We start from the raw sequence: 14,623 nt of genomic DNA on the forward strand, positions 1-14,623 counted from the left end.
CTGTTTCTAAGCCAGTCGGCAATAAAAAAATTTTGCTTTTAACATATCTGTAATTGAAATGTAATCCTCATTTTGAAATTGGAGTATTATTATTTCTGTACCTTGTACGTTTATGGTTTTATTTTTTGCTATTACTTCTTATTTTTCAAAACTAAAATACCAATCCTAGTTCTTTAAAATACACTTCAATTTCTTTATCAAGAGTGGCTCTTTTTGTTTCCAGTTCTTTTATTCCAGCCATTACAGCTTGGATATCTATTTCTTCCTGTTCTTCAAAAGTATCTACATAACGTGGAATGTTCAGGTTGTAATCGTTATTGGTAATTTCCTTCAGCGTGGCTTTGTGACTGTACTTTTCGATAACAGTTCTGTCCCTGTATGTGGATACGATTTATCGATATGTTCATCACGCAATATATTTTGAGTTTTTACTTTTTCGAAATCTTTGCTGGCATCTATAAACAAAATATCATCAGGTGTTTCTCTGCATTTTTTGAATACCAAAATGCAGGTTGGAATACTGGTTCCATAAAATATATTGGCGGGCAGGCCAATTACAGCATCCAGATAATTTTTTTGTTCAATCAAATATTTTCGGATATGCAGTTCAGCTCCTCCACGGAATAAAACACCGTGTGGCAGAACAATTGCCATAATACCATTTTCAGACAAATGATGAATCATATGCTGTACAAAGGCAAAATCGGCTTTACTGCTTGGAGCCAATTTCCCATATTGACTAAAACGATCATCGGTTGAAAATAGGGGATTGGCACTCCATTGTGCCGAAAAAGGCGGATTGGCAACAATAGCTTCAAACTCTAAACCTTTATGTTGCGGATGTTCGAGTGTGTCTTCCTGCTTGATATCGAATTTTAAAAAGTGAACACCGTGCAAAATCATATTCATTCGGGCAAGGTTGTACGTGGTTCGATTCATTTCCTGACCGTAAAAACTGCTCACATCTTCTACTTCTTTTGCTACGCGAAGCAACAAAGAACCTGAACCACAAGTGGGATCATAAACCGATCTCAATCTATTTTTCCCTGAAGTAACAATTTTTGCCAATATTTTAGAAACTTCTTGAGGCGTATAGAATTCACCAGCTTTTTTTCCTGCTCCACTAGCAAATTGTCCAATTAAATATTCGTAAGCATCCCCTAAAACGTCTAGTTCAGTATGCTGTAATTTAAAATCAATTTCATCCAAATGCATTAATACTTTTGCAATAATAGCATTTCGTGCTTCAGCCGTTTTTCCTAATTTGGTACTGTTCAGATCCATATCTTCGAAGAGATTATCAAAATCTTCTTCACTTTGCGTACCCATCGTACTCAATTGGATATTGGTCAGTATTTTTTGTAAATCTTCAAGAATAAAAGTATTACTATCACTATTTCCTCGTTTGGCAATTTCGCTAAAAAGTTCAGAAGGTTTTAAAAAATATCCTAGTTTTTCTAAAGACGCTTCTCTAATAGCTTCAATATATTGTTGCCCTTCAGTGGTATTTTCTTCTATATCTCTAAATTGTATCTTGTCTTGCTCTAAAATGTTATTGGCATAAATTTCCATTTTTTCAGCCAGATATTTATAAAAAATAAATCCTAAAATATAATCACGAAACTCATCGGCATTCATTTTTCCTCTGAGGGTGTTGGCGATATTCCAAAGTTGTTGTTCGAGCTGTTTCTTTTGATCTTCTGACATTCTAAATTAAAATTGAGGATTTATAATCTTTAAAAAAGAAACTAAAAGTAATGTTTTTGACTATATAATCTGTCTTCACCATAAAATAATTTTGAAAGATTTTTTTGTATTTATCGATAGGAGGTTGTTAAAGAATGAGATCTTAAAAAAAATCCCTCGACAAATAGAATGTCGAGGGATTTTAAAATTTATTTATTTCAAATATTATAAAGCTGGTAAATCGCCATTACCTTTTGTTGGTAAATTGCTATAACCCATCAAGTATAAATCAACTTCTCTTGCAGCTTCACGTCCTTCCGAAATAGCCCATACAATTAAGGACTGACCTCTTCTCATATCACCAGCAGTGAAGATGTGCGGAACATTTGTCTGATAATTGGTCGCTTTATAATTTGTTCTAAAATCAGTTTCGATACCTAATTGCTCAGCTAATGTTTTTTCCGGACCAGTAAAACCTAATGCTAACAAAGCTAAATCGCAAGGCCAGATTTTCTCAGAACCTTCTTTTTCAATTAATTCAGGTCTTTGTCCTGGAGTTATTTTCCATTGAACTTCAACAGTTTTCAATCCAACTAGTTCTCCTTTTTCGTTAGCAAGGAATTCTTTAGTGTTAATTAACCAGTTTCTGTCACATCCTTCTTCGTGAGACGAAGACGTTTTTAACTGTAACGGCCAAAATGGCCATGGAGTAGTTTCGCTTCTTCCTATTGGAGGTTTTGGCATGATCTCAAAATTAGTAACTGATTTTGCACCGTGTCTGTTTGATGTTCCAACACAGTCAGATCCTGTATCACCACCACCAATAACGATAACATCTTTACCAGTTGCCAATACTTGGTCTTCGATTTTTTCTCCGTATAATACTTTAGTCTGCTGCGTAAGGAAATCCATTGCCTGAACAACTCCTTTGCTGTCAGCACCTTTGGTAGGTAAGCCTCTTCTTTCAGTTGCTCCGCCACATAAAACGATAGAATCAAAAGAGTTCAATTCTTCTACACTAAAGTTAACACCTACGTTAACGTTAGTTTTGAAAGTGATTCCTTCAGCCTCTAATATTTTTACACGTCTGTCAATAATTCCTTTTTCCAATTTGAAATTTGGAATTCCGTAACGTAATAAACCTCCAATTGCATTGTCTCTTTCGAAAACAGTAACAGTGTGTCCGGCACGGTTTAATTGCTGTGCAGCTGCTAATCCAGCAGGACCTGATCCAATTACAGCAATGGTTTTTCCAGTTCTTACTTCTGGAGTCTGCGGTTTGATCCATCCTTCAGCAAAACCTCTTTCGATTATGCTTTTTTCAATATTTTCGATGGAAACGGGCTCTTGAATAATTCCCAATACACATGATTTTTCGCATGGTGCAGGGCATAAACGGCCTGTGAATTCTGGGAAGTTGTTTGTAGACTGTAAAATCTGCAGTGCGCTTTCCCATTCTTCATGGTGAACCATGTCATTGAAATCAGGAATTAAATTTCCTAACGGACAGCCACTGTGGCAAAAAGGAATCCCGCAATCCATGCATCGGGAACCTTGCTGTTTTAATTTTTCTTTTTCTACCGGTATTGTAAACTCATTATAATTTTGTACTCTTTCAGAAACAGCAACGTTAGTTTCGTCGGTTCTGCTATATTCTTTAAATCCACCTATTTTACCCATGACTATTGTGCTATTAATTCTTGAACTTGCTTTTCTTCTGCCAATCTTTGCAATGCTTTTTTGTAATCAGTTGGCATAACTTTTGTGAAATTTTTGCTTTCGTTTTCCCAATCTGCTAAAAGGCGTTTCGCCAATGGGCTATTGGTATACATCGAATGGTTTTTGATTAAGCGTTTCAATTTGGCTAAATCTTCTTCTTCCAATGTTTCTAAGGCAACCATTTCCATATTGCACAATCCATTTTCAAATTTCTTTTTGGCGTCATATACATAAGCAATACCGCCGCTCATACCTGCTGCGAAGTTTCTTCCTGTTTTGCCAAGTACAACTACTGTTCCTCCGGTCATGTATTCACAGCCGTGGTCTCCAATTCCTTCAACAACAGCTGTTGCTCCAGAGTTTCTTACCGCAAAACGCTCTCCTGCCATACCGTTGATGTAAGCTTCACCTGTAATTGCTCCATAAAGGGCAACGTTACCAATGATAATGTTATCTTCTGGGCTGAAAGTTGCAGTCGGCGGCACTTTAATAATTAATTTTCCTCCGGAAAGTCCTTTTCCTAAGTAGTCATTACAGTTTCCGTGTATTTTGAATGATAATCCGTTTGTTGCAAATGCTCCAAAACTCTGCCCTGCAGAACCAGTAAAGTCAACAAGAATTGTATCTTCTGGTAATCCTTGAGCTCCGTATATTTTTGAAATCTCATTACTTAAGATAGCACCAACAGAACGGTCTGTATTTTTGATATTGAAAGTAACTCTTGTTCTTTCTTTTCTGTAAATAGAAGGAATAGCCGCTTTAATAATATCAAAGTCAAGTACATTTTCTAATGCGTGATCCTGAGTAGTTGTATTATGATTTGGAACAGTTTTTGCTTTCTCTGGTTTGTAAAGAATGGTAGACAGGTCTAATCCATTTGCTTTATAGTGTTTAATCGCTTTGTTAACATTTAATTTCTGCGATTGTCCAACCATTTCTTTCAATGTTCTGAATCCAAGCTGAGCCATGATTTCTCTAAGCTCTTCTGCAATAAAATACATGAAGTTAATAACGTGTTCTGGCGTTCCTTTGAAATTCTTTCTCAATTCTGGATCCTGTGTTGCAATACCTACTGGGCAGGTATTCAAGTGGCAGGCTCTCATCATGATACATCCTGAAGCTACAAGTGGTGCAGTTGCAAAACCGAATTCTTCTGCTCCAAGCAATGCTGCGATAGCAACGTCACGTCCTGTTTTCAATTGTCCGTCACACTCTAAAACTACACGGCTTCTTAAATCGTTTAAGATTAAAGTCTGTTGTGCTTCTGCAAGTCCAAGTTCCCATGGAATACCTGTATGTTGCAGTGAAGTCAATGGTGCAGCACCAGTTCCTCCGTCATATCCTGAAATCAATATAACATCAGCTTTTGCTTTGGCAACACCGGCAGCAATTGTTCCAACACCTACTTCGGCAACTAATTTAACGTTAACTCTTGCTTCACGGTTGGCATTTTTTAAGTCAAAAATCAATTGAGATAAATCCTCAATAGAATAAATATCGTGGTGCGGCGGAGGAGAAATAAGACCTACATAAGGAGTAGAGTTTCTAGTTTCTGCAATCCAAGGCACTACTTTTTCACCTGGTAATTGCCCGCCTTCTCCAGGTTTAGCACCTTGAGCCATTTTAATCTGAATCTCTTGGGCGTTTGTCAGATAGTTGATAGAAACTCCAAATCGTCCAGAAGCTACTTGTTTAATAGCACTGTTTTTTGAATCTCCGTTCATTTCTTTCTGGAAACGTTTTGGGTTTTCTCCACCTTCACCGGAGTTAGATTTACCGCCGATTCTGTTCATGGCAATTGCTAGATTTTCATGAGCTTCCTGGCTGATAGATCCGTATGACATAGCACCGGTTTTGAATTTTTTCACGATTTCAGTCCATGGTTCTACTTCGTCAATAGAAATAGGGTCAAGGTTGTTGAATTCGAATAAACCTCTGATGGTCATTAAGTTTTCACTTTGTTCGTTGACCATTTTAGAATATTCTTTATAACTTTCAGGGCTGTTCAAACGAACGGCTTGCTGCAGTTTAGAAATTGTTGTTGGATTGAACATGTGTTTCTCACCGTTTCTTCTCCATCTGTAAACACCACCAATTTCTAAAGGCAATAGATTTGCAATTTTAGATTTAGGGAAAGCATTCTGGTGTCTTTTCTTAACTTCTCTTTCAATTTCCATTAAACCGATACCTTCAATTCTGGAAGGAGTGTATGGGAAATATTTTGAAGAGAATGTTTTGTTAAGACCTAAAATTTCAAAAATCTGGGCAGCTCTGTATGAATGTAAAGTAGAGATACCAATTTTGTTCATGATTTTTACAATTCCTTTTGCAATCGCTTTGTTGAAGTTTGCAATCGCATAATCAGCTTTAACTCCAGTTATGTGTCCTTCATTTACTTGGTTGTGAATAATTTCATTTACCATGTAAGGGTTGATTGCACTTGCGCCATATCCGAACAATAAAGCGAAATGGTGCGGTTCACGTGGTTCAGCAGATTCGATTATGATTCCGAAATTTGAACGAACCTTAAGAATGTTCAAAGTATGGTGTATGTAAGAAGTAGCCAATAACATAGGTATTGGAGCTAATTCTTCTGTTACGCCTCTGTCTGAAAGCACAACGATGTTGCATCCTTCTGAAACTGCCTTGAAAGTTGCCTGAACACATTTTTCCAAAGCACGCTCCATACCATTAACTCCTTTTTCTATTTTGTATAAAGTAGAAATAGTTACTGTTTTGAAATCAGCGTGGTCAAGGTTTTTTATTTTATCTAAATCTTCATTAGATATTACAGGATTCTGAATTTTGATTTTTTTACAGTGAACATCAGTAATGTCAAAGATGTTGTAATCGCCTCCAATTGCTAAACTTGTATCAGTAATTATTTCTTCACGTATACCATCCAAAGGAGGATTTGTTACCTGTGCAAATAATTCCTTGAAATAGTTATACAATAATTGCGGCTGGTCTGATAATACCGCAAGAGGAGTATCATTACCCATAGAACTCAATGCTTCATTACCTTGAGCTCCCATTGGGTTAATCATGGTTTTTAAATCCTCATGAGTATATCCGAACAAACGAAGTCTGGTTTCGAAATCAATTTTTTCTGTTGGCAATACATTATTTGTGTAAGGAATATTAGCCAATTGCAATAAATTGTTGTTTAGCCATTCTCTGTACGGACGTTTTGTAACTACTGAATGTTTAACCTCTTCGTCTTCGATGATACGGCCTTCATTCATGTCTACAAGGAACATTTTTCCTGGCTCCAGTCTTCCGTGCTGTACTACATCTTCTGGTTTGATGTCAAGAACACCAATTTCTGATGACATGATTACAAATCCGCTTTTTGTCAATGTATAACGAGATGGACGCAATCCGTTTCTGTCCAATAATGCACCAATTACATTACCGTCAGTAAATGGAATAGAAGCAGGACCGTCCCATGGTTCCATGATACAAGCGTTGTATTCGTAGAATGCTTTTTTCTCATCAGACATGGTTTTGTGTTTTTCCCATGCTTCAGGAACAACCATCATCATAACTTCTGGTAAAGAACGTCCAGTCATTAATAATAATTCTACAACCATATCCATAGAAGCTGAATCTGATTTTCCTTCCAGGATGATTGGGAACAATTTTTTCAAATCTTCTCCAAAAACATCACTTTTCATTAATTCTTCACGAGCACGCATTCTGCTCACATTTCCTCTTAATGTGTTGATTTCACCATTGTGACACATGTATCTAAATGGTTGTGCCAAATCCCATGATGGGAAAGTGTTAGTAGAAAAACGCTGGTGAACCAATGCTAGACGGGTTACCAAGTCGCTGTCTAATAAATCAGTATAGTATCTGCTGATGTCTTCCGGCATCAATAGTCCTTTATATATTATAGTAGTTGTAGAACAGCTTGAAAAGTAAAACATGTGGCTTTCCGAAGTTCTTGAATTGCGGATTTTATGTTCAGCAATTTTTCTAGCCATAAATAATTTGGCATTGAACTGCTGTTCAGTAATATCCAAACCGTTTTTGCCAACAAATACTTGTTTAACGGTTGGTTCTTTTTCGGCCGCAATCTGCCCTAAATTAGAAACATCCACAGGTACGTCTCTCCATCCTAAAATAGAAAGGTTTTGATCTTTTATTGCCGATTCAAAAGTGTCTTTGCAAAAAGCAACCTGGTTAGGACTTTTTGGCATAAATGTCATACCTACAGCATATTCTCTAACTTCCGGGATTTCAAAGTCACAGACTTTTTTGAAGAAATCATGTGGAATATCGAATAAGATTCCAGCTCCATCTCCAGTTCTTCCATCCGAGCTTACCGCTCCGCGATGTTCCAGCTTGATTAGGATGTCCAGAGCCTTATGAATAATGTCATTAGACTTAATTCCATTCAAATTACATATAAATCCTGCGCCACAGTTGTCGTGCTCAAATTCGGGTAAATAAAGACCTTGTTCTTTAACTCTCATGCTTGATATTTTTTTTGACAAAATTAAAGATTTAGTAACATATAACGAATGAATCTAGGGCTAAAGGTTATATTTTTGCTATAAAATTAAAAAAGTAATGTATAATTGATAATAATGTTGATTTTTTACTTCGGAATTGATATATCAGCAAAAATTTTTTTTTTAATTTTTACAAAGAACTGTTTTTTGTAATAAATATACGGTTATACTTTTTTGGACTGAATATTTTAACAAAAAAGATAATAATTTTTAAATTTTAAATACTATCTCGATTTCGATTTGAAGAATTGTCTTTTTTTACTTTTGTATGGCATAAATTTTAAAAAAAATTTCAATTAAACTAAATTTTGCTATTTTTGTGCCACTTTCGAACTGAAATAAATTCAGCTCCAGTCAAAAAACATAATTATGAACATACACGAATATCAAGGTAAAGAAATTTTAGCTAGCTATGGAGTTCGCATTCAGCGCGGAATTGTAGCTAACAGTCCTGTAGAAGCTGTAGCGGCTGCAAAACAATTAACTATTGAAACTGGTACAAGCTGGTATGTGGTTAAAGCCCAAATTCATGCAGGTGGAAGAGGAAAAGGCGGTGGAGTTAAACTTGCCAAAGGAATTGATAAAGTAGAAGGAATTGCAGAAGAAATCATCGGAATGCAGTTAATTACGCCGCAGACTTCTGCCGAAGGAAAAAAAGTACACAAAGTTTTAATTGCGGAAGATGTTTATTATCCAGGTGAAAGCGAAACTTCTGAATTTTATGTTTCTGTTCTTTTAAACAGAGCTACAGGTCGTAACATGATTATGTATTCTACTGAAGGAGGTATGGATATCGAAGAAGTTGCAGAGCACACACCACATTTAATTTTTACAGAAGAAATCGATCCTGCTGTTGGATTACAAGGTTTTCAGGCAAGAAGAATTGCTTTTAACTTGGGGCTTTCCGGTAATGCTTTCAAAGAAATGGTAAAATTCATTGATTCATTATACAATGCTTACATTGGTTCTGATGCTTCTATGTTTGAAATCAACCCGGTTTTAAAAACGTCAGACGATAAAATCCTGGCGGTTGATGCTAAAGTAAATATCGATGATAACGCTTTATACAGACAAAAGAAATATGCTGATATGCGTGATATCCGTGAGGAAAATCCGATCGAAGTTGAAGCTAAAGAAGTAGGTTTGAACTACGTAGATCTTGACGGAACTGTAGGATGTATGGTAAACGGTGCCGGTCTTGCAATGGCAACTATGGATTTGATTAAATATGCAGGTTTTGAACCAGCAAACTTCCTTGACGTAGGAGGAACTGCAGATGCAAAACGTGTTGAAACAGCTTTCCGTATTATCTTGAAAGATCCAAACGTGAAAGCAATCTTGATTAATATTTTTGGAGGAATCGTTCGTTGTGACCGTGTGGCGCAAGGTGTTGTTGATGCTTACAAAAACATGGGTGATGCTATTAAAGTGCCAATCATTGTTCGTTTGCAAGGTACAAATGCTGAAATTGCTAAAGAATTAATTGATAATTCTGGAATGCCAATTTTATCTGCAGTACAATTTCAGGAAGCTGCTGATCAAGTACAGGCAGCGCTTTCTTAATTAAGGATATAAGTTTATATATTGAAAAATCCTGAGCTTTCACTCAGGATTTTTTTATGGAGTTAATGAATCTGCATTTCATTTCAGCATTTTAAAAAATTGCCTCTTTAATTTTTCTGCTGATGCGTTTCAAATAATCTTTTGGGTATGTTCTTTCCCCCATAAACAGATCTGTCATTGCTTCTGCTGCATATTGTCCATATTTTTTTAAAATAATATTTCTAAAGGTTTTTTTATGGTAGAAATGATGAGCTAAAACTCCAGCTTTTTCGACTTCGGGCAAAATAGTGGCTTCTAGTTTTTTGCGATATAAAATTGATGCTTTATCGGCGTCTAAATTACTTTCGATGATGGCTTGTGCAGCCTGGACACCGCTTAAGATAGAATTAGAAATGCCTTCAGCAACCAATGGATCTCCAAAACCAGCAGCATCTCCAGTTAAAAAAACATTTTTCTGTACAAAAGAATCTGTTCTGGGTGAAACTGGAATAACAAATCCGTGCCCAGCTTCATTTAGAATTTCAGATATTCCCAATGTTTTTAGATACTCGGCATAATATTCTTTAAGATTGATTTTTTTATTAGTTTTTACAACCACAGCAACACCAATAGAGAGATGGTTTTTTTTCGGAAAACACCATCCATAACCATAAGGAATTGCATCAATGTCAAAACGGGCATTCTGCGACAATCTTTCAAAATCTGCCATAGGAACTTCAATTTCGTATTCCAATGCCGGAATCAATGTCCTTGTTTCTTTCCAGCCAGCTATTTTAGCTATTGGGCTCAAAGCGCCGTCTGCAGCTATAATAAATTCTGCAGTAATATTTCCTTCAGTAGTATGAATCGTCTGGATGTCTCCAAAAGTAATATCCAGTACCTTATGATTTTGCAGTAAAGCAACTCCATTGTCTCTGGCTTTTTCAACTATCAGATTATCAAAAGCATCGCGCATCACCATACTGACGATCGGTTTTTCTCTTCTGGTTGTTATGCAGGGATGTTTTGCAGAAAAATAGGTGTCGATTGAATAAAATTCTTTTTCAACTACTGATGTAATGTCGAATGGCATCATTTTAAGACCTCGATAAACAAGACCTCCGCCACAGGTTTTATATCTTGGAAGGGTTTCTTTTTCAATAATTACTGTAGAAATTCCTGATTTGGATAATTCAAATGCTGCAGAAGCACCCGCGGGACCACTGCCTATAATCGCGACATCAAATGATTTCATGTGTTTTTTCACAAATCTAAATTAATAATTTGTAAACTTCAAAATTATCTGCTGATGTGATAATAGATATCGTTGTGCTGATAAGTGAACTGAAACTCATGATAGATTAAAATTATATCAAGTATTCCAAAATCTGTTCATGATGGTGTACCTTTATAGCTAAAACAGCTAAGAAATGAAACTTCATATTCAAAATAATTTTACTTCCGAATTGCCTGCAGACCCTAGCAATGTCAATATTCCGAGACAAGTGGAGCGAGCCAGCTTTTCGTATGTGGTGCCAAAGCAGCCTTCCAATCCGTTGTTAATTCACGCTTCTTTAGAAGTCGCTAATTTGTTAGGGCTATCTGAAGCTGATATTCAATCAAGTGATTTTTTGAATGTTTTTTCAGGAAAGTCTGTATATCCAGATACTCAGCCTTATGCTCTTGCTTATGCAGGTCACCAGTTTGGGAATTGGGCTGGACAATTGGGCGATGGACGTGCCATAAATTTAACGGAAATAGTTCACAATAATAAATCGTATACTTTACAATTAAAAGGCGCGGGACCAACACCATATTCCCGCACTGCCGATGGTTTTGCTGTATTGCGTTCTTCCATTCGGGAGCATTTATGTGCCGAAGCGATGCACTATCTGGGTGTGCCTACTACGCGTTCGCTTTCGCTAATGCTTTCCGGAGATCAGGTTTTGCGTGATATTCTCTATAACGGAAACCCAGCTTACGAAAAAGGAGCCATCGTTTGCAGGGTTGCGCCTTCGTTTATCCGTTTTGGAAGTTTTGAGTTATTTTATTCCCGAAATGATCGCGCAAATCTCAAATTACTGGCAGATTATACTATCAAACATCACTTTCCCGAAATTCAAAGTGAAGGAGCTGAAAAATATCTTGCTTTTTTTAAGGAGGTAACTCAAACCACTTTGAAAATGATTATTCATTGGCAACGCGTTGGTTTTGTTCACGGTGTCATGAATACCGATAATATGTCTATTCATGGCTTGACTATAGACTATGGTCCTTACGGCTGGCTGGAAGATTACAATCTGAATTGGACTCCCAATACAACCGACAGGCAGTATAAAAGATACCGTTTTGGGAACCAGCCTGATATTGCATTGTGGAATTTATACAAATTAGCAAATGCATTATTTCTTTTAATTAATGACGCCAAACCTCTCGAGGAAATTTTGAATGGTTTTAGTGTCAGCTATCAAAAAGAATATTTGAGTATGATGCGAAATAAATTAGGTCTCAAAATTGTAAAAGAGGAAGATACTGTTTTGATTGAAAGCCTGACAGAACTGCTTCAATTGGCAGAAACTGATATGACTATTTTCTTTAGAAATTTAGGGAATATTCAAAAAATGAATTCTGTAGAAATAGCTTTTGAAAGAATAAAAGAAGCTTTTTATAACGAAAAAGATGTAACCGGATCAACTTTAGATAACTGGCATGACTGGTTAAATCATTACAGGAATCGCATTAGCGAAGAGACACTTACAGATGCTGAAAGAAAAGAACAAATGAATGCTGTAAATCCTAAATATGTATTACGAAATTACATGGCTCAATTATGTATTGATGATGCAGAGAAAGGAGATTATGTTTTGTTAAATGAATTGTTTGAGTTGCTTAAAAAACCTTATGATGAACAGCCTGATAATCAAAAATGGTTTGCTAAAAGACCCGATTGGGCTAGGGATAAAGTGGGCTGTTCGATGTTGAGCTGCAGCTCTTAAAAACAAAAAATCCCAGATGACTAGGATTTTTTGTTTTTACCAAAGTTGAATTTTACTTTTTCTACTACCTGAGGTTTTCCATTTCCTTTTGGGAATTGTTTTTTGGCAGGTTTTTTTGCTGTATTCAATTTTCCAGGAGCTTGATCGCCTCTAGCGCTTTCTGAATCTTTTGCTTTCGCCTTAAATTCTGGCCTCTCTTTTGAGGCTTCCTTCTTTGAAATCTGAGCTTTGTGCTTGGCTAAAACTTCATTGGGATTTCTTGGATTTTCTTTAGTTCCTCTCAAATGAATTACCAATCCGTTTAGGAAATTACGCAACACCTGATCACCGCATTCCATATAGTTTGCATGTTTCTCATCACGAAAAAAAGCACCCAGTTCTGATTTTGAAATTCTAAAATCAACCAATTCCAAGATTTCAACTATTTGATCATCGCGTAACATTAAAGCCACTCGGAGTTTTTTGAATATATCGTTATTCGTCATTTTTAACTTTTTAAAGAACAAAGATAAGCATTTGCTGAATGAATTAGTCATTATTGTTTTTGAGACTGCAAAAAACACAGTGCTAATAGTTTGAAATATATTATAATTCGATTATTTTTGAATTATAAAGTGATTTAACTCTCAAAGTTTATTTTGTATTTATGAAAAAAAAATTAACTCCTTTTGTACTTTTTTTTTGTATTGTTTTTGCCAAAGCTCAGACAGGTCACGAAATTAAGATTAACTTGAAGAACTGCAATGATACAATTGCTTATCTGGCTTATTATCAATTCGATAAACTTTATATTGCTGACACATGCAAGAAAGTTGTCAACGGAAATATTATATTTAAAGGAAAAAAGAAACTAGATAAAGGGGTTTACTTTCTGCTCAGCCAAGAGAAGGGTAACTATTTCGACTTTATTATTGATAATCAATCTCAGAAACAGCAGATTACTTCGGATAAAACAGATCTTATTGAAAATTTAAGATCTGTTAATTCAAAACAAAATGAAAATTTTTTCAATTATATTCGTTTTGTTTCTGGTAAGAATAAAGAGTTTGACGGCTTTAAAAAATCAATAAAAGCACAAAAAAAACCAGATTCCACAAAATTGATAGCCAGTGAATTAAAAAATCTGAATGAGGTTACTCGGCAGAATGACTTGAATTACATTGACCAAAATAAAGGTACGTACCTTTCTGAAATGCTCAACTTGAAAACAGAAAAAGTGGCCAAGGATGTTCCGAAAGCTTCCAATGGAAGGCCCGATAGTATTTATTCCTATACATATTATAAAAAACATTTTTGGGACGGAGTCAATTTTGAAGATGATGCCACGTTGAGAAATCCATTTTTTGCCAATAAAATAAAGCAATATTTTAATACCGTTCTGGTGCAGCATCCTGATTCTATCTGTGTAGAAATTGATAAAATGATGCTGAAAACTAAGCAGGGAACAAAAATGAATATGCTGTTGCTTGTTTATTTCACATCTACATACGAAATACCAAAAATTATGGGTCTGGACAAAGTCTTTGTCTATATGGTAAATAATTATTTTAAAACAGGAAAAGCCCATGGAGTTTATGACGATAGCGTAATCCCTATTATCATAAATAAAGGGGATGTACTGGCACCGCTGCAATTAGGAAAAACTGCACCCGATTTGTACATGATTGATATTCCGGGGCACGATAAAATTGCAAAAATGGGTTTTGATACGGCAAAAACCAGCGAAGAAATTACTAAAATATATTATGCAAATAAAGATGAAATAGAGAAATCCTATGTGACATTATCCAGCATCAAGGCAGATTATTTGATTCTTCTTTTCTGGGATGTCGACTGCGGGCATTGCCAAAAAGAAGTACCTAAAATTCTCGAATTATACCACGATTTATTAAAAGAAAATAAAGATGTCAAAGTATTTGGGGTTTATACCCAAAATGAATTTGATAAATATAAAAAGTATATTATTGATAACAAAATTGATTGGATTAACGTTTATGACGGTGCTCACGTCAATAATTTAAAAGATAAATATGATGTGGTAACTACTCCAATTATTTATATTCTGGATAAAAATAAAGTTATCAAAGCCAAAGGGATCAGCTCTGAATCCATACGAAGGATCATTGAGCAAATGGAAAAAGAATACTCGAGAAAATAATT

At 35.7% G+C, this 14,623-nt stretch carries 7 protein-coding genes and 1 pseudogene; 3 read left to right on the top strand and 5 right to left on the bottom strand.

Features of this window, described 5'->3' with window-relative positions; genetic code table 11:
• Window positions 1-151: 151 nt before the first annotated feature.
• The 3 genes and pseudogenes from ABEG11_RS16675 to gltB all read right to left on the bottom strand — a co-directional run bounded on the left by ABEG11_RS16675 (window position 152) and on the right by gltB (window position 7,886).
• A pseudogene (locus tag ABEG11_RS16675) lies at window positions 152-1,707 on the bottom strand (type I restriction-modification system subunit M).
• Between the two features lie 204 nt (window positions 1,708-1,911).
• Window positions 1,912-3,366: a glutamate synthase subunit beta gene (locus ABEG11_RS16680; RefSeq protein ID WP_348825316.1), complete on the bottom strand. Its 1,455-nt coding sequence runs from the start codon at window positions 3,364-3,366 to the stop codon at window positions 1,912-1,914.
• Between the two features lie 2 nt (window positions 3,367-3,368).
• Complete coding sequence (gene gltB, locus ABEG11_RS16685; RefSeq protein WP_348825317.1) at window positions 3,369-7,886, bottom strand: glutamate synthase large subunit; 4,518 nt, start codon at window positions 7,884-7,886, stop codon at window positions 3,369-3,371.
• 408 nt (window positions 7,887-8,294) lie between these two features.
• On the opposite strand from gltB, the gene sucC reads away from it, so the two are divergent.
• Window positions 8,295-9,488 carry an ADP-forming succinate--CoA ligase subunit beta gene (gene sucC / locus ABEG11_RS16690; RefSeq protein ID WP_348825318.1) on the top strand — a complete coding sequence of 398 codons (1,194 nt, stop codon included), beginning with the start codon at window positions 8,295-8,297 and terminating at the stop codon, window positions 9,486-9,488.
• Window positions 9,489-9,579: 91 nt separating this feature from the next.
• Here sucC and ABEG11_RS16695 read toward each other — a convergent pair whose 3' ends face one another.
• Window positions 9,580-10,722 (bottom strand): geranylgeranyl reductase family protein, encoded by a 1,143-nt coding sequence (locus tag ABEG11_RS16695; RefSeq protein WP_348825319.1) that lies wholly within the window; start codon window positions 10,720-10,722, stop codon window positions 9,580-9,582.
• A gap of 175 nt (window positions 10,723-10,897) precedes the next feature.
• On the opposite strand from ABEG11_RS16695, the gene ABEG11_RS16700 reads away from it, so the two are divergent.
• Window positions 10,898-12,463, top strand: coding sequence for a protein adenylyltransferase SelO (locus ABEG11_RS16700; RefSeq protein ID WP_348825320.1), 1,566 nt, complete (start codon window positions 10,898-10,900; stop codon window positions 12,461-12,463).
• 20 nt (window positions 12,464-12,483) lie between these two features.
• Here ABEG11_RS16700 and ABEG11_RS16705 read toward each other — a convergent pair whose 3' ends face one another.
• Window positions 12,484-12,948, bottom strand: a complete 465-nt coding sequence (locus ABEG11_RS16705; protein WP_348825321.1) for a DUF1456 family protein — start codon at window positions 12,946-12,948, stop codon at window positions 12,484-12,486.
• A gap of 161 nt (window positions 12,949-13,109) precedes the next feature.
• On the opposite strand from ABEG11_RS16705, the gene ABEG11_RS16710 reads away from it, so the two are divergent.
• The gene (locus ABEG11_RS16710; RefSeq protein WP_348825322.1) at window positions 13,110-14,621 is read left to right on the top strand and encodes a redoxin domain-containing protein; all 1,512 of its coding nucleotides are present in this window, start codon (window positions 13,110-13,112) and stop codon (window positions 14,619-14,621) included.
• The last annotated feature ends 2 nt before the right edge of the window (window positions 14,622-14,623 follow it).

The sequence above is a fragment of the Flavobacterium aestuarii genome (assembly GCF_040049115.1).
GTDB classification, from domain to species: domain Bacteria; phylum Bacteroidota; class Bacteroidia; order Flavobacteriales; family Flavobacteriaceae; genus Flavobacterium; species Flavobacterium aestuarii.

Excerpts from the sequence above, each read along its gene's own strand:
- ABEG11_RS16680 (WP_348825316.1), bottom strand. The coding sequence starts at position 3,366 with ATGGGTAAAATAGGTGGATTTAAAGAATATAGCAGAACCGACGAAACT.
- gltB (WP_348825317.1), bottom strand. The coding sequence starts at position 7,886 with ATGAGAGTTAAAGAACAAGGTCTTTATTTACCCGAATTTGAGCACGAC.
- sucC (WP_348825318.1), top strand. The coding sequence starts at position 8,295 with ATGAACATACACGAATATCAAGGTAAAGAAATTTTAGCTAGCTATGGA.
- ABEG11_RS16695 (WP_348825319.1), bottom strand. The coding sequence starts at position 10,722 with ATGAAATCATTTGATGTCGCGATTATAGGCAGTGGTCCCGCGGGTGCT.
- ABEG11_RS16700 (WP_348825320.1), top strand. The coding sequence starts at position 10,898 with ATGAAACTTCATATTCAAAATAATTTTACTTCCGAATTGCCTGCAGAC.
- ABEG11_RS16705 (WP_348825321.1), bottom strand. The coding sequence starts at position 12,948 with ATGACGAATAACGATATATTCAAAAAACTCCGAGTGGCTTTAATGTTA.
- ABEG11_RS16710 (WP_348825322.1), top strand. The coding sequence starts at position 13,110 with ATGAAAAAAAAATTAACTCCTTTTGTACTTTTTTTTTGTATTGTTTTT.